Raw genomic sequence first — 15971 nt, 5'->3', positions numbered from 1 at the left:
TCCCTGGATCCCGCGGTCTGTCTCTCCGCGGATCCCACCGTTGGACTCTGCGTCGATCTCACCGTCGAGCCCACGGACGATCCGCTGCCACCCCCTCCTACAGCCTCGGGTCGACCGGTTCCGACTCCAGGGCCAGCACCGCGAACACCGCCTCGTGCACCCGCCACAGCGGCTCCCCGCCGGCCAGCCGGTCCAGCGCTTCCAGCCCCAGCGCGTACTCCCGGAGCGCCAACGACCGCTTGTGGCCGAGGAACCGGCCGCGCAGCCGCTCCAGGTTCTCCGGGCGGGTGTACTCGGGGCCGTAGATGATCCGGAGGTACTCCCGGCCGCGCACCTTGATGCCCGGCTGGACCAGCCTGCCCTTGTCGTCCCGTACGAGCGCGGCGAGCGGCTTGACGACCATGCCTTCGCCGCCGCGTCCGGTCATCTCCAGCCACCAGTCGATTCCGGAGCGCACCGACGCCTCGTCACCGGTGTCGACGACGAGCCGGCGGGTGACCTGGAGCAGTCCCGTCGGGTCGTGCTCGACCAGCCGGTCGAGCCAGGCCAGCTGCTCGTCGTGCGGTACGGCGGCCAGCGAGCGGCCCTGCACGGCGAGGATCTGGAACGGGGCGAGCCGCACTCCGTCCAGGCCCTGGGTGCTCCAGCAGTAGCGGCGGTACGCCTCGGTGAACGCCGCCGCGTCCTCGGCCCGTCCCCGCTGGCGGTCCGCGAGCGTGCTCACGTCCACCCCACGGGCCGCCGCTGCCGCGAGGGCCGCGTCGGCCTCCGGAAGGACGGCTCCGGATGCGGCGCCGACCGCGGCGTACTGCGTGCGCAGCAGCCCGGCCGCCTTGAGGGACCACGGCATCAGCTCGGCGTCGAGCAGCACCCAGTCGGTGTCCCACTCCTCCCACAGTCCTGCGGCGGTGACGGCGATGCGCAGCCTGCCGAGGATCACCTCGGTGAGGGCGACGTCGTCGAGGAACGGCCGCCCCGTGCGGGTGTACAGCGCCCCTGTCGGGCCCCCCTCGCTGTCGAGGACGTCGGAGGCGCGGAGGGCATCGGAGGCGCGGAGGGCATCGCCCACGCCGAACCGCTCACGGGCGGCGTTCGCGTCCCGGCAGACCAGTGCCACCGCACGCGAGCCCATGTGCTTCTCCTCGCACACGACCCGCGCGACACCGTCCGCCCGGTACTGGGCGAAGGCCTCGGCCGGGTGCTCCAGATAGCCGTCCTCGTGCGAGGTGGCGGTGGGCGCCATGGTCGGCGGGAGGTAGCCCAGCAGCCGGGGGTCGACGGCGAACCGGCTCATGACTTCGAGCGCCGCCGCGGCGTTCTCCTCCCGGACCGAGATGCGCCCCATGTGCCGGGTCTCCACGATCCGGCGCCCCTGCACATCGGCGAGGTCCAGTGGCCGGCCCTCCCGGCCTCCGGGTGCCTCGGTGGTCAGCGGTTTGACCGGCTCGTACCAGACCTTCTCGGCCGGTACGTCGACGAGCTCGCGCTCCGGCCAGCGCAGCGCGGTCATCTTGCCGCCGAAGACCGCGCCGGTGTCCAGGCAGATGGTGTTGTTGATCCAGGAGGTGTTGGGCACGGGGGTGTGGCCGTAGACCACGGCGGCCCGGCCCCGGTATTCCTCCGCCCAGGGATAGCGCACGGGCAGACCGAACTCGTCGGTCTCGCCGGTGGTGTCCCCGTATAGCGCGTGCGAACGGACCCGGCCGGAGGTGCGCCCGTGGTACTTCTCGGGCAGTCCGGCGTGGCAGACGACCAGCTTGCCGCCGTCGAGCACGTAGTGGCTGACGAGCCCGTCGATGAACTCCCGCACCTGCTCGCGGAAGGCCGGGTCCTTCTCGTCCTCCCGGTCCAACTGCTCGATGGTCTCGGCGAGTCCATGGGTGTGCTGGACCTTGCGGCCCTTGAGGTAGCGGCCGAGCTTGTTCTCGTGGTTGCCGGGTACGCACAGGGCGTTGCCCGCCGACACCATGGACATGACGCGGCGCAGCACCCCGGGGCTGTCGGGGCCGCGGTCCACGAGGTCGCCGACGAAGACCGCCGTGCGCCCCTCGGAATGCACGCCATCGACGTAGCCGAGCTTGCCGAGCAGGGCTTCCAGCTCGGAACGGCAGCCGTGGATGTCGCCGATGATGTCGAAAGGGCCGGTGAGGTGGCGCAGGTCGTTGTAGCGGCGCTCCAGCACCACCTCGGCGTGCTCCACCTCCTCCTCGGTGCGCAGGATGTGCACCTTGCGGAAGCCCTCGCGCTCCAGGCCGCGCAGCGAGCGGCGCAGTTCGCGGCGGTGGCGCTGGATGACGTGGCGCGGCATGTCGGCGCGGTCGGGGCGGGTCGCGTTGCGCGCGACGCAGATCTCTTCGGGCAGGTCGAGGACGATCGCGATGGGCAGCACGTCGTGGCTCCTGGCCAGTTGGACCAGCTGCCTGCGGCTCTCGGACTGGACGTTGGTGGCGTTCCCCGTCAAGTCTTTCTGTTCAGATCAGCAGGCTTCTCCGGGACTCGGGGCGAGGCCCTGTGCCATCCTGTGACGGTGCTTCTGAATGATCATGTGAGCAGTGTCGAGCTGCGCCCGGTGCGCTATCAGTTCTCTGCGGTGCGGGGCGATTCATACGACGACAATTGGCTGGTCATCGAAGGAGCGGTAACAACTCCCGAGGGCACCTGGTCATTTACCGACCCATGTCTATTGACCGATGAAGCCCGTCAGGTTGCCGCTTGGCTGCGCGCGGTGGCTGCGGGGACCGTAGCTGTGACTGGTCCTGATACCGAAGGACAGTTGTCCCCAGACACGTGGTTCGTTGAGCCGGTCCTCGCCCTTAGCCTCGCTGACCGAGGCGAAGGCGAGGCGGCGATTCGCATTCACCTGTCCTTGGAGGCCACACCCCCATTCCAGCAGGGTGATGACGGGACGGACATTTACCAGTACTTCGTGGAGGTGCGGGTAGGGACGGCTGCCTTGCTTCAGGCCGCCGACCAGTGGGAGTTCGCTCTGGCTTCCTTCCCGCCCCGCTGATCAGGGCTCTCAGGTGGTGGGCGGACGGAGAGGAACGACGTTGTCGGGCCTCCCCGTGGAGGGCTCCGCCCTCTGGCTGAGAACGGCGCCAGCAAGGGTCAGATTGGTTACTCGTTGACGGAGCTCTTCGAGCTCTACTTTCTGGTTGGCGATGGTCCTCTTGAGTTTTGTGACGGTTTCCCGGAGTCGTTTCTCGGTTTCCGGTATCTGCTGGGTTTCATTGCGGACTCGCTCATAGAACTCGTTCTTCAAGTCCGCGTGCCGCTTCATAAGGGCCATGCGGTGGACATCGGCCTCGGCGGCGAGCGCGACGACGGTGAGGCTGCCGTTGGAGACGGTGGCGTGTCCGGTCAGGAGTCGGTCCATCGCCTCGCGGATGCGGGCGCGCTCGTCCTGGTGCTGCTGATTCATGCGAGGGCCTCGGCGGGGTGCGCGGTGCTGTCATGGGTGTCGGCGGTTTCGCGGAGCCGGTGGGCGTTGGTCCGCAGGCGCTTGCTGATCGGGCCGGGGGCGTGGGCGGCGAACTGGTCGAGGTCGTCGGCGCGTTCGCGAAGGAGGCGGGCGTGGGTGTCAGTGCGGACCGTGTTGCCGCAGCCGGGTCGGCAGTCGTACTGCCGTGGGGCGGTCGCGCCGGGCTCTGGTTCGCATAGAGCGTTGTCGTGCTTGAAGGCGCAGATCAGGAGCGCGTCGGGGTTGTCGTAGAGCACGATGCCGTCGCGGGCGAGGAAGGTGCTGGCCTTCCTGGCGAAGGTGCGGGGGACGATGCGGCCATCGAAGCGAGGGGTGTGGGCGGCGGCAGTCAGGGCTCTGCGGGCGGCGGGACCGGAGACTTTCTCTCCGGTGGCGACGCGGTCACGCAGTCGGGCAGCGGTGTCGGCGGCGGCGAGGGCCGTTTCGACGTCGAGGATGGCGTGAATGCCGCCGCGGCCGCGGGCTCCATAGCTGCTGGAGGTGCGGGCATCGAGGACGGTGCGCATGTGCCCGTACTGGATGGCGAGCGCGATCAGACCGCCGGGGCGACGGGCGATATGCCAGGCCAGAGACCTTCTGAACCGGCTCAGTCCGATCGCGCCGTGGGGGTCCTCGGGGATGGTCTGGTCCGACAGGCCCTGCTCCCCGGCCTCGCGGTTTACCCAGTTCACGAAGGACTCGATGCGCAAGGTCAAGGTGTGCTTTTTCAGCGCGCCCGCATGGCCGTGGCGGGAATGGAACTCGTGGTGGGCGGTGCTGAGGAGGAGCTCTCCCTCGGGGACCATACGCTCCAGCACGCGGATGGCGTGAACCACCGGAGTGATCGCGACCCAGGGCACTTGGCGGACCTCACCGCCGGAGATGTGGTTCCCGTCGTCGTCGGTGACGTTCTTGTAGTGGTGGCTGTGGATCAGGCGCCGCCCGTCGGTGCCGTCGGCGGCGGGTGCGGGGGCGGGACAGCAGCCGGAACGCAGTCCCTGCACCTCCTGGGGGCGCATCCCGGTCAAGTAGAGCAGGATGATCGTCGCGGCTGTGCCCAAGTGCTTCATCAACTCGGCGGCCTCGTGGAAGTCCACGTGTTCACGCCATGGCTCGCCGTTGATCCGTCCGGTGACCGGCACCCGCAGCGGGCATGGCCCTGGCCGCTCTGCGGCGATCTCCGCGAGGCCGTGCTGCTTGACGAACCTCGACACCTGGCCGCGGTTGGAGCCTGTGAGGGCGGCGATGTAGGTGGTGGCCACCTGGATCTCGCTTTTCCCCGAGTTGGCCGGCAGCGGGTGACCGGCCCGCGCCACGGGCAGCAACCACTCCTCCAGCGCGGCCCATCCGGCCGGCGCGGCCTTCGTGGCGGCGGCAACGACGACCAGGCGGCGGCGTTCGGCCCAGGCCGCCAGAATGTCGTCGGCGAAGTCGTCGATGAACCGGATAGCCCAGATCAGCAGCGGACCGAGAACCCGGGGGTCCAGCGGCTCCGTCGCGTTCTCCCCGCCGCCGGCCGTACCAACTGCGGGAAGGAAGTCGTCGACTCCTTCGGTCTCCCACGGAGGGCGGGCGATGCCCGAGGGACGGGCGCTGAGCTGGTCGAACGCCCACAGGTTCGCCGAACGGACGCAGATGATCGCTGCGGTGTCACGGGATACCTGGCCCAGGCGCTCGTTCGCGTAGGCCCGCCACTGCGTCTCAGTGCAGGCGGCCAGGCTGGTGATCTGGCGTTCGTGCAGCCAGCGGGCGAGCCGCATCCACTCGTGGCAGGTGGCGAGCATGTCCGTGCCGCCCGACCGGGATCGGGCCTGGACTCCTCGGGTTTGCAGGTAGGTGGGCCGCAGCTGGCCGTTGATCATCGTCCAGGTGGCCAGTTTCACCTGATCGCGCAGAGGTTCCGGGCAGTTCTTCCAGTGGAGCTTGACCAGACCGGTTCCGGGGTTGTCGATGAGCGGAGCCATGGACCAGATCGGATCCTGGTAGCGGGAGTTCGGGTGCGTGTTGCCACGGCTGATCCACTGGGGCAGCACCACGGGGCTGTCCGGTGCGGGCATGGCCAGCATGTACGTATCGATCTCGGCAGCGGCGCCGACGGCGGTCATGGGGCGAGATCTCCTTTCACCAGGAGGTGGACCAGGGTGCGGTCCTCGTCGTTCACGCAGGCGAGGGCCGCGTTCCAGGCCGCCGGGCCGACCTTGTCGCGCAGGTCCTCAAGTCGGAGTGCGTGCTCGCTCCACAGCTCGTGCCAGGAGCGTTTCGGCAGGACGGATTGAAGGCTGTGCACCTTCTGATGCAAGTGAGCAAGTCGGGGGTGATGGCCGGGGTGGACACGGGCGTTGGGGCAGGCCAGGCAGAGCAGGAAGTCTGCTCCGCAGCCGCCCTGCGCGTCGGGGCCAGGGGCTGGACGTCTCGTCCGAGCAGTCCGCGGTCACGGTCCGCTCGTGGTCAGGGTCCGGGGCGGCGGCGATGCCGCCGGCGAACACCGCGGCCTGGGCCTGTTCGACGGCTTCGCGGGCACCGGCCTCGAAGACGCTCTGCGAGGCGAGCTGAACGTGCTCGTCGGGCAGCACGTAGATGCTCTGATGGGTGCCCTGGGTGTGCTGAAGGGGGCGGCCTTCCCGCGTCACCGTAGTCCTGCGCGTCCGCTGGAACGGAGATCCGCCCAGCTCATGCGTGATCCACCAACGCTGGGCGTCGCCGTTGCCGATGCCGAAGGCGAAGGGGCCCACCGGGCGGGGTCGTTCCGTGCGCTGGTGCCTCCGCTTGGGGTAGTGCATTCGCGCAACCATCAAAAGGCCGATGTCGGGCGCGAGGCGATGGACCAGCGCCCGTCCGTGCGCGGTGGCTTCCAACGCCTGAGTGATCAGCCTGCCAGAGGAGTCGGCCCCGGAGTCGGTGACGTTTTCCGTGGAGAACCACCGGCCGCCGCCCTGCCTGCGCTTTTCGACCTGGATCTGATAGGTCACCGTTGCCGGCGATCCGGCCGACGGGGCCGTGGTCGGGGCTGGCAGCCGGTCGTAGACGGACAGGTTCCAGCCGAACCGGTCGGTCAACAGCACGCCCAGTGCGGTGAGTTCGGAGCGAGACAGGAAGAGTCTGCCCCACGTGTTCTCCGGGCTGGTGCCGCCCAGCAGCTTGTGGTTCTTCACGAACTCCCCGCTCGGCATGACCGTGTGCGGGACGTAGCCGGTCTGCGCGAGGTGATCGAGGACCTGTCCGAGGCGCCAGTCACGTCTGCCTTCCACCAGGTCACCGGCCCGCCACCTCTCCAGCAGGCGGGTGTTCTCGCGGATCCGCAGCAGAGCGGTCCGAAACTGCCGCTGGGCCACCAGCAGGACCCGCTCCCGCTCCTCCTTCCCGTACGACTGCTTGATCGGCACCGCTTTGGGGATGCGTCGGGCCAGTTCCTCTCCCACCGGCCCGTCGACCAGCCGCGGATCCGCCCTCAGCAGCGGCCTCACTTGACGCAGCACGCTCTTGCCGCTGTTCGTGCCGATATGCCTCGCGCGCCAGCGCTTGAGCGTGGCGGGTGTCAAGTCCCCCAGGTCCTGTGGGGGATGCTCCAGCTCTGCGACGAAGCGCGCGAACATCTTCACCGTGATCCAGGAAGCCCGTGCGGTCTCGTGACTGTTCCAGCCCGCAGACCGGATCGCGAAGACCTCGGCCAGCGACCGCTGCATGGCCTCGGCGACCGGAAGTTCGGCGAAGTCGAACGCCATCTCGTATCCGGCCTTGTTGACGACCGTCACCACGAGCCCGTCAGGAGCCAGCGGCGGCTCGGTGTGATGATCGGCCGGTGGCAGGACGGCCCGCCGTCCCCGCCCGATCACCGGGCCACCTCAAGGATCGCGTCGATGTCCTGGATGCCTTCCGACTCCCGGGCGAGCCGGGTGAACACACCTTCCAGGTCCTCGACCTGCTGTTCCTCCTCGCCGGCGGGTTCGGCCGCGGCCAGGATCGATTCCAGTTGCAGGTGCGCGACCGGCGCGAGGTAGTGCCGTTTCGTCACCTCCACGTCCGCGTGACCGAGTAGGGTCTTCACCAGCCACCACGGATCGCCGAACAGCACTGCGAAGTCCCGCCGGTCTGCGGCCGAGAGCCCATAGCGGGTCTCCACCAGCTGATTCAGCAAGACCAGCATGTAGAGGGCCATCGAATGACGCGCGGCGTGTGGCGTCGCGTACGGACTCTTGCCGCGTACCTCCGCCAGCCGGAAGTCCCGTTCGATCTCCTGTTCTTCCGGGGAGAGCAGGACCTCCTCGCAGCGCAGGTTCGCCACCCTGAACACGCCGTTCCACCGGTCCGGAGCCATCGGCAGGCCCTGTTCCGTCAGCCACAACCACGCCGGCTCCGGCCCGTCCGGGCCCTCCAGGAACAGCCACTGCCGCTCGCGCCATCCCAGCCGGCCCAGCTCCTGCTCACCGATGACGCCGTCCGAGTCGACCCACTCGACCTTCGGTCTCAGGCCCCGTGTCACCTTCGTGACCAGCCACATCGTGGGCAACCGCTCATAGCGGCCTTCCGCCTGGGCGCGCTGCACCGCCCACGCGCGCTCCGACTCGACGTATGCCTCGGCCTGGCCGACTGCGTCCACCGACACGTAGAAGACCCGGCTCTGCTTCGACCGGGTGACCGCCGCGGCGACGCGGCCATGGCAGTAGCGGCCGAACCGCAAGCGCTGGCTGGGCAGTTCGAAGGTGAGCAGTGAACCACCCTCCTGTCGGCGCAGGCCGGAGCTGAGCAGCAGCTGCACGAAGCTGGTGTTGCGCAACTCCGTCCGCGACTCCCACCCCGGCGCCGGCATTCCTGTACGACTGTGGCCGCGGAGCCCGATGTCCGACCACAAACCCCAGGTCCGCGGCGTCAGCCACAGCACTCGCGAGCTCACCGAGTCCGCAGCCCGGTCCTCGCGCCGCACGATGTCCACCGGCAACGGGGACACCTTCGCCCACCGGAACAGCTTGGTGAACGCGGCCGCCTCCCGGTTCCACTTCGTCCCACCGATTCGGCGCGGATTCTGCGGAGCCCGGCATCTCCAGTGCCGGTAATCCGCCAAGTCCTGCCGCCTCGCCTGCCTCCACGGAACCTCACGCGAGGACAGGAAGGTCAACAGCGGCCGGATATCCGTCGCGTAATTCCGCTTGGTCTCCCGCTCCAGATTCCGGAATTCGATGGACCGGACGAAATCCAGCAGGTCCCGGTCCACCGTTCCGTCCGGTGCCACGAACACCGGATCGCCCGGCCGCAGACCGATCCGGGCGACCTCAGCCGGCAGGTCCTGTACCCCCAGGACCCCCTCAGACGGTAGCGATCCCCACTGCCCCGGATCGGGCACCCACACCACGTTCCACTCGTGCAACTGACGCCTCCCCTGACGCTTGAACACGCCCAATCATCAGGGAAGTGGCGTCCACGACGGTCAGCCGCCCGGCTGCCAGCCGCTTGCCCGCGATGTAGTGCAGGACGTCGAAGGCGTCACGGCTGGCGCTCTGGTCGTTCTCGTCGTCGGCGACCAAGCCGCGGCAGAAGTCCGAGGAGATGATCTCCGTGGGCTCGAAGTGCCTGCGGGCGAAGGTGGACTTGCCGGAACCGCTGGCTCCGACGAGGACCACGAGGGAGAGGTCGGTCACCGGCAGGGTGCGCGGGGGACTGGTCATGCGGCTTTCGCCTCCTTCACGGTCTCGTTCCTGTTCCGCTTCGCGGTCTCATCGGCTGCGGTCATCGTGAACAATGGACATCTGTTTGGGTGGTCCGACATCTCACCAGGGACACATAAAACTGCCACAATCAGGGTCATGCAGAACCTTACGGGGGCGATCAGGGTCGTCCGTTGCTATATCTACGCTCGCATCAGCCAGGACCGCACGGGAGCCCATCTCGGCACCGAGCGGCAGATCGAGGACTGCCACGCTCTCGCCAAGCGGCTGTCCACGCCGGAGGTCGTGTACGAGGCCGCCCGGATCTTTGAGGACAACGACCTGTCCGCCTACTCCGGCAAGCCCCGCGCGGATTACCTGGAGATGCTCCAGGGGCTAGAGGAGGGCGACGCCACGGTGGTCCTCGCGTGGCACACCGACCGTCTCCACCGCAGCCCCGTGGAGCTGGAGGAGTACATCGCCCTGTCCGAGCGGCGGTCCGTGCTCACGCACACCGTCCAGGCCGGGCTGATCGACCTGTCCACTCCCCACGGCCGCATGACCGCCCGCATCCTCGGTGCCGTCGCCCGGCAGGAGTCCGAGCACAAGGGCGCCCGCGTCGCCCGCAAGCGCCAGCAGAAGGCGAAGGCCGGAGAGTGGGGCGGCGGCATCCGCCCGTTCGGCTGGGGCAGGCCCACCGGCGAGACGCGCAAGAAGATCGACAAGGCGACGGGTGACGAGATCGTGGTCCCCGTCCTGGACATGGACAAGGCCGCCCCCGAGGAGGCCGCCGCGATCAAGTACGGGACGGAGCTGGTCCTCTCCGGCGGCTCGATCCAGGGCTTTGCCCGCTGGATGAAGGACGGGGGCATCAAGTCGTCACAGGGCAACTGGATTAGGGCGACGGACGCCCGCCTCCTCCTGCTGCGCCCCCGCAACGCGGGCATCGCGGTGTACCAGGGCCAGGAGATCGGGCGCGGATCCTGGGACGCTCTCGTCACCGAACCCCAGTTCCGGGGTGTCGTGGCCGTGCTGAAGAACCCGGCCCGCAACACGACCCGTGGCGCGAAGCCCAAGTGGCTGGGCTCCCTGATCTATAAGTGCGGGGTGCCCGGGTGCCCGGAGGCGGTGAAGTGCGGCCGGGGCGGCAGCTCCGCGAAGCCCGCCTACCGCTGCATCACCGGGCACGGCGGCTCACGGCAGGCCGAGAAGGTGGACGAGTACATCACCGACCTGATCGTGTCGCGTCTCTCCCGGCCGGACGCGGTGGACCTCCTAGAGCCCGGCCCGGACGATGTGGACGTGGCGGCCCTCCAGGTGCAGAGCGACCAGATTCGCCAGCGGCTCACCAACCTGGCGGCCCTCTTCGGCGCCGGGGGCATCGACATGTCCCAGTTCACGGAGGGCTCGGACGCGGCCAGGGCCCAGCTCGAAGTGGTGACCAAGCAGTTGGCCCGCGCCTCCAAGCGGGACCCGCTGGTGGGCGTGGTGGGCGCCACGGACGTCACCAAAGCGTGGAAGGCCCTGGAGCTGGACAGGCAGCGCTCGGTGCTGCGGACCCTGCTGGACGTCCGCATCCTGCCGATCGGGCGAGGTCGGCTGCCCGGCGACGCCTTCAACTACGGCGCAATCGAGACCGCCTGGAAGCGCTAAGCAGGTAGAAGAAGGCCGCCCCGTGCCCTTGTGGTGGCGAGGCTGCTTCGAGGGTCAGCCCTGGCGAGTCACGTACGTCTCGCCTCCTTCGTCCGCGGTCGTCCCGCCGAGCAGCCCGGCCAGCTCCGCGATGGTGTCCGGGCCGACCCGGCAGCAACCGCCCACCAGCCGGGCGCCGGCCTCCTGCCAGACCCGTACTCTCCCCGGATCGAACGTGGCGTCGCCGGCCCACCCCCGGCCCCCGGCGTCCCACTGCTCGCCGCTGTTCGGATAGACGACGACGGGTTTGCGGGCCACGTCCGCCGCCATCCGCACCGCCCGGTCCGCGTCCGCCGGATCACAGCAGTTCACCCCGACGGCCAGGACACGGTCGTTTTCCGAGGCGAGGGCGAAGGCCGTCTCCAGCGGCTGCCCCGCCCTCGTCCGGTCCCCCGCCACGCTGTACGAGAGCCAGACGGGGAGCCCGCATCCCTCGGCCGCCCGCAGCAACGCCTCGGCCTCGTCGATGTCCGGCACCGTCTCCAGCGCCAGCGCGTCGGGCCCGGCGGCGGCCAGCGCCTCGACCCGGGGACGGTGGAACCGCTCCAGCTCCCGGACGGAGAGCCCGTAGCGGCCCCGGTACTCGCTGCCGTCCGCCAGCATCGCCCCGTACGGCCCGACCGAGCCGGCGACCCAGACCTCCCGCTCCACCCCACCCGCGGCCCGCCGCGCCAGCCGCACACTGCGGGCGAAGAGCTCCGCCGCCCGGGCCCGGCCGATCCCCCGTCGCGCGAATCCCTCGAACGTCGCCTGGTAACTGGCCGTGATGAGCACCTGTGCGCCCGCCCGCACATAGGTCGTGTGCGCTGCCTCGATCTGCCCCGGCCCGTCGGCCAGCAGCCGGGCCGACCACAGCGCGTCGGACAGGTCACAGCCCTGCGCCGCCAACTGGTTGGAGAGACCGCCGTCGAGCAGGAGCGCCCCTTGCAAGAGGGCCTGCCCGAGGGCGCGGGCGGGCGGGCCATCGGCTGACCGGACGGGTTGCACAGGTGACTCCCTCATGTGCCGGGCCATGACTCGGCCCGGTGAACGGGGACCGGACTCCGGCTCAGGTGAGCCGGAACCGCCCGGCTCAGGCGAGCTGGGTACGGACCTGGGAGGAGATCAGCTCCAGGTGGTCCAGGTCGTCCAGATCCAGGACCTGGAGGTAGATCCGGGACGACCCGATCGCAGCGTATTGGCCGATCTTCTCGACCACCTCGGCGGGCGAGCCCGCAAGCCCGTTCGCCTTCAGCTCCGCCACGTCGCGGCCGATGACGGACGCGCGGCGCGCCACCTCCGCGTCGTTCTTGCCGACGCAGACCACCAGGGCGTTGGAGTACACCAGGTCGTCCGGCCCGCGGCCGGCCGCCTTTGCCGCTTCCCGGACCCGGCCGAACTGCTTCTCACTGTCCTGCAGCGACGCGAAGGGGATATTGAACTCGTCGGCGTACTGGGCGGCCAGCCGCGGTGTACGCGTCGCACCATGACCGCCGATCAGGACCGGGATCCTGGCCTGCGCCGGCTTGGGCAGCGCAGGCGAATCCGTCAGCTGGTAGTACCTGCCGTCGAAGCTGAACGTCTTGCCGATCTCGGTCGCCCACAGCCCGGTGATGATGGCCAGCTGCTCCTCCAGCCGGCCGAACTTCTCCTTGGGGAACGGAATGCCGTAGGCCTTGTGTTCCTCCTCGAACCAGCCCGCGCCGAGACCGAGCTCGACGCGTCCGCCGGACATCTGGTCGACCTGCGCGACCTGGATGGCGAGCACGCCGGGAAGCCGGAAGGTCCCCGCGGTCATGAGCGTGCCGAGACGGATCCGCTTGGTCTCGCGCGCCAGCCCGGCCAGGGTGATCCAGGCGTCGGTCGGGCCGGGCAGCCCGTCGCCCGGTCCCATGCGGAGGTAGTGGTCGGAGCGGTAGAAGGCGTCGAAGCCGAGGTCCTCGGCCGCCTTGGCGACCGTGAGCAGGGTGTCGTAGTCGGCCCCTTGCTGGGGCTCGGTGAAGATTCGAAGATCCATGCACCCATCCTGCACCTCCGGCCGCCGGTCATCGCTCCCCTCCTCCCTCCCTTCCCCCTCCTCCCTCGCTTCCCCCTCCTCCCTCGCTTCCTTCCTCCCTCCCTCCCTCTCTCCTCCCTCTCTCCGCGGCACCATCTCTTCTCTCCGCGGCACCACCGCCGCCACTGGTCACCGTCGAAGTGCCGTGCGGTCACGACTGGCCCGCCGCCGAGCCCGCCGGTCCGCGGACCGGGCCGTACGGGCCGTCCCGCTCCCGGCCGCGCTCCATATCCTGCTGCCGCTCCCGCTCCTGCTCGTCGAGGCGCCGGAGCATTCCGTGCACCCGGTCCAAGGACTCGTCGGCAGCGTCGATCGCCTCCATGCACTGCCAGTAGAGCCCCTGCTCATCGGTCTCGCAGGCCACCCCGACCAGGGCCATCCCCACCTCTCCGAGCAGCATGCCCAGACCCGTCAGCGTCGCCCGCGGTTCGGCGAGCTCGGAGAGCTGCGCGGCCCGCGCCACTCCGGCCCGCGCCGCCGGATGGTCCAGCGACCCACTGCTTCTCCCGCCGATCTCGCTGAGCCCGCGGGCCTCGCCCCTTAACTCCTTGGGGCCGTCCGCCGCCAGCCGGCTGCCGATCGCCTGGGCGAGCGCCTGGGCCTGCCATGCCTCGGCGATGATGTCCGGCGTGCCCCGGCTCTGCGCCAGCGCACGTCGGCCGACTCCTACAAGCCGCTCCGCTTCCATGCGATACCCCCGTCCGTACGAAAAGCCGCTCAACTCATCCATTACCCACAGTGAGGGTGTCGGTACCGAAAAGCCAGAGGAATTCGGAAATCTGTGGACACGAAGTCGACTGTGTATAAGTTGATCACTCCGAAGAGTGACGATCCCGGGGTTCGGAGGGGTCCGGGGGCTCCGGTACCGGGAACCGGGCCTCGTTCCGGTCGATCTTCTCCGCCAGCGCCGACAACGCGTCGATCCCCAACACCTCGCAGAACTGCAGCAGATACGCGAGGACATCCGCGACCTCGTCCGCCACCCGGTGCGCCGTCTCGGGCCTCTCCATCACCCGTGCCGACTGCTCCGGCGTCAACCACTGGAAGATCTCGACCAGTTCGGACGCCTCGACGCTCAGTGCCGTCGCCAGGTTCTTCGGGGTGTGGTACTGCTCCCAGTCCCGTGCGGCCGCGAACGCGGCGAGCCGCTGCTGCAGGGCCCGTACATCAAGTTCTGTCACGACTCCAGGTCTACCACCGTCACGCCGGGCGTCTCCCGGGCCCGCACCGCACCCGATTCCGTGACCGTGCCCACCAGCCTGAGATGGCCGGCCGCCCCGATCGCCACCGCCAGATCCACCAGTTCGCGCAACTGCCGTCCGTCCAGGTCCCGGTCGAGCCCGTCGGCCAGCACGGTCAGCGTCTGCATGGCCGACGGCACCTCGCCCGCCGCGTCCATCGCCAGCACCCCGGGCCCGGTGAGCAGCACCAGGGCGAGCGCGAGGTACCTCAACTCACCGTCGCCGAGCCGGCCGACCGGTGAGAAACGTCCCCCGCCGCGCCCGACCACCGCGCGCAGCAAGCCGTCCGTCGACCGCTCCACGCCGAGTTCCGTCACCGGCCCCGCACATCCTGCCTGAGCGGCCGCGACCAGCCGGGCATGCCGTTGGCCGCACTGCGTGTACGTACGCTCCAGTACGGCCGCGAGGTTGTCGCAGCCCCGGCGCAGCAGGCCGTCGCCCATCGGCACCGGGGCGCGCATCCGCGAGGGCTGCGGTTCGCAGGCGAAGACCGACCGCAGAGCCACCACCACCTGTTCGGCGGCGGCCAGGACCCGTAACTGCCCCTCGGTCGTGCCCGCCACCCGCAGCGGCAGCAGCGCCGTTCCGAGCCGGTCGTCCGGCAGCGGCGCACGCGTCACCGGGACCGCGCCCGCGGTGTACCAGGCCGCCTGGACCGAAGAGCGCCCCGGGTCGCGCAACGCGGTGGTGAGCAGGGTCTCGCCGCCGCCGGTGAGCCGTTCACCGACGATGCGGAGGGTGGGTTCCGCCTGGACGGCGACGTCGAGTCGCACCGGGCCCGCCGGGCCGTCCGTCGTGCAGCCGATCCGGAATCCCCGGCGGCCCTGCGCATCGGCCGCGGCCCCTTCCGGCACACAGCCCTCCGGGTCGGGGAACACCTCTTCGAGCGGGTCACCGCTGCCCAGCCGCGCCAGTGCCTCGTACGCCCGCAGGACAGTCGATTTGCCGCTGCCGCCGGGGCCCGCGAAGAGCGTGACGGGACCGATGGGGAAGGTGGCGCCCCGGTGCGAGGCGAAGGCGGACAGCCGCAGTTCGGTGACGACGGGGCCGGCGCAGCGGACAGGCCCACCGGAGCGCGGCACGGCTTCCCGGCGGGTGGACGGAACGGCGGCGCCACGGGGGGCGTCGGGCACGGACGTCGCGTACGTACCGGTAGCCGCGTGGACACCATCGGGCGCGGACGTACCGGCGGGTGGCGAAGGGGTGGTGGTTTCCGGGGGGAGTGCAGTCATGGGCGGACCGTAAGCAGGCTTCGGGGCGGAGAATCGTTCCGCCTTAACGACCTTCCTACGATCGGGCTACGCCCGCCGTGGCAACCCCGACCGGACGGCATTCCCACGAACGGGGTAGGCCCATCGACACACCACCCACCGGCACACCACCCCAGGCCGCCACCCCTGGCCACCGCCCTTCCCGCGGCCCTCCTACGAACCGGGTACGCCCGCTCTACGAACCGGGTACGCCCGCCGCAGCGACCCCCTCGACCTCCATGCCGATCGGGGACAGCAGGAAGACGTTCCGGTCGACCCGGTGCATTCCGCTGCCGAGCCCGAAGACGACTCCGCTGGTGAAGTCCAGGATGCGCTTGGCCACATCCGTCTCCGCGCCCGTCAGGTCGAGCAGCACCGGGACCTGCGCGACCAGGTACTCCGCCACCTCCCGCGCGTCCGCGAAGACCTGGACCCGCAGCACGACGAGGCGCCGCTGTTCGGTCTCCGCGCTCTCGTCGGGGACCGTCCGGTGATCCACCCGGGACGGCCATTCGTTGCGGCTGCGCAGAGGCACGACCTGGGCAAGCCCCTCCCACTGCTCGTCCGTGACGTCGTACCTGTCGTACCTGCTCACCGGACCACCCCGTCTGTGCTTCGGTCGGCGTTGCGCCGGCTGCGCTCGCTGTTCATCGG

The 15971-nt window shown here is 69.9% G+C and carries 12 protein-coding genes and 2 pseudogenes; 2 read left to right on the top strand and 12 right to left on the bottom strand.

The annotated features are described in order from the left end of the window. Positions 1–97: 97 nt before the first annotated feature. Positions 98–2452 (bottom strand): annotated as a pseudogene (locus tag OG306_RS30580) (polynucleotide kinase-phosphatase); the annotation flags it as partial. Positions 2453–2527: 75 nt separating this feature from the next. On the opposite strand from OG306_RS30580, the gene OG306_RS30575 reads away from it, so the two are divergent. Then, positions 2528–3010 (top strand): WapI family immunity protein, encoded by a 483-nt coding sequence (locus tag OG306_RS30575; protein WP_266749285.1) that lies wholly within the window; start codon positions 2528–2530, stop codon positions 3008–3010. A gap of 9 nt (positions 3011–3019) precedes the next feature. Here the strand turns inward: OG306_RS30575 and OG306_RS30570 are convergent, their stop codons facing one another. From OG306_RS30570 to OG306_RS30550, 5 genes and pseudogenes are all read right to left on the bottom strand, one after another. Next, a complete protein-coding gene (locus OG306_RS30570; RefSeq protein WP_266749284.1) occupies positions 3020–3421 on the bottom strand; it encodes a hypothetical protein in 402 nt (133 codons plus the stop codon). Then, positions 3418–5565 carry an integrase gene (locus OG306_RS30565; RefSeq protein WP_266749283.1) on the bottom strand — a complete coding sequence of 716 codons (2148 nt, stop codon included), beginning with the start codon at positions 5563–5565 and terminating at the stop codon, positions 3418–3420. Before OG306_RS30565 ends, OG306_RS30570 begins: the two co-directional genes overlap by 4 nt. A gap of 108 nt (positions 5566–5673) precedes the next feature. After that, a complete protein-coding gene (locus OG306_RS30560) occupies positions 5674–7293 on the bottom strand; it encodes a hypothetical protein (protein WP_371665897.1) in 1620 nt (539 codons plus the stop codon). Next, positions 7290–8822 (bottom strand): site-specific integrase, encoded by a 1533-nt coding sequence (locus OG306_RS30555; RefSeq protein WP_371665896.1) that lies wholly within the window; start codon positions 8820–8822, stop codon positions 7290–7292. Before OG306_RS30555 ends, OG306_RS30560 begins: the two co-directional genes overlap by 4 nt. Then, a pseudogene (locus OG306_RS30550) lies at positions 8806–9120 on the bottom strand (AAA family ATPase); the annotation flags it as partial. The gene OG306_RS30555 and the pseudogene OG306_RS30550, both read right to left, overlap by 17 nt. A gap of 138 nt (positions 9121–9258) precedes the next feature. Here OG306_RS30550 and OG306_RS30545 point away from each other — a divergent pair. Continuing rightward, entirely contained in the window at positions 9259–10752 is a 1494-nt protein-coding gene (locus OG306_RS30545) for a recombinase family protein (protein ID WP_266749279.1), read from the top strand. A gap of 54 nt (positions 10753–10806) precedes the next feature. On the opposite strand, the gene mmuM is transcribed toward OG306_RS30545, so the two are convergent. The 6 genes from mmuM to OG306_RS30515 form a co-directional block, all read right to left on the bottom strand. After that, entirely contained in the window at positions 10807–11778 is a 972-nt protein-coding gene (gene mmuM, locus OG306_RS30540) for a homocysteine S-methyltransferase (RefSeq protein WP_266749277.1), read from the bottom strand. 85 nt (positions 11779–11863) lie between these two features. Next, complete coding sequence (locus OG306_RS30535) at positions 11864–12787, bottom strand: LLM class F420-dependent oxidoreductase (protein ID WP_266749276.1); 924 nt, start codon at positions 12785–12787, stop codon at positions 11864–11866. Positions 12788–12977: 190 nt separating this feature from the next. Then, positions 12978–13514: a DUF6099 family protein gene (locus tag OG306_RS30530; protein WP_371665895.1), complete on the bottom strand. Its 537-nt coding sequence runs from the start codon at positions 13512–13514 to the stop codon at positions 12978–12980. Between the two features lie 124 nt (positions 13515–13638). Continuing rightward, positions 13639–14007 (bottom strand): nucleotide pyrophosphohydrolase, encoded by a 369-nt coding sequence (locus OG306_RS30525; RefSeq protein WP_266749273.1) that lies wholly within the window; start codon positions 14005–14007, stop codon positions 13639–13641. Beyond that, complete coding sequence (locus OG306_RS30520; protein ID WP_266905124.1) at positions 14004–15299, bottom strand: AAA family ATPase; 1296 nt, start codon at positions 15297–15299, stop codon at positions 14004–14006. The genes OG306_RS30525 and OG306_RS30520 overlap by 4 nt, the downstream gene beginning before the upstream one ends. 214 nt (positions 15300–15513) lie before the next feature. Next, the gene (locus OG306_RS30515) at positions 15514–15912 is read right to left on the bottom strand and encodes a cell division protein SepF (RefSeq protein WP_266749270.1); all 399 of its coding nucleotides are present in this window, start codon (positions 15910–15912) and stop codon (positions 15514–15516) included. Between the last annotated feature and the right edge of the window lie 59 nt (positions 15913–15971).

Origin of the sequence: Streptomyces sp. NBC_01241, assembly GCF_041435435.1 — a bacterium.
In the GTDB taxonomy this organism is placed as follows: domain Bacteria; phylum Actinomycetota; class Actinomycetes; order Streptomycetales; family Streptomycetaceae; genus Streptomyces.
The sequence above is the reverse complement of the archived record's forward strand: the minus strand, read 5'-3'. Positions and strand labels throughout refer to the sequence as shown.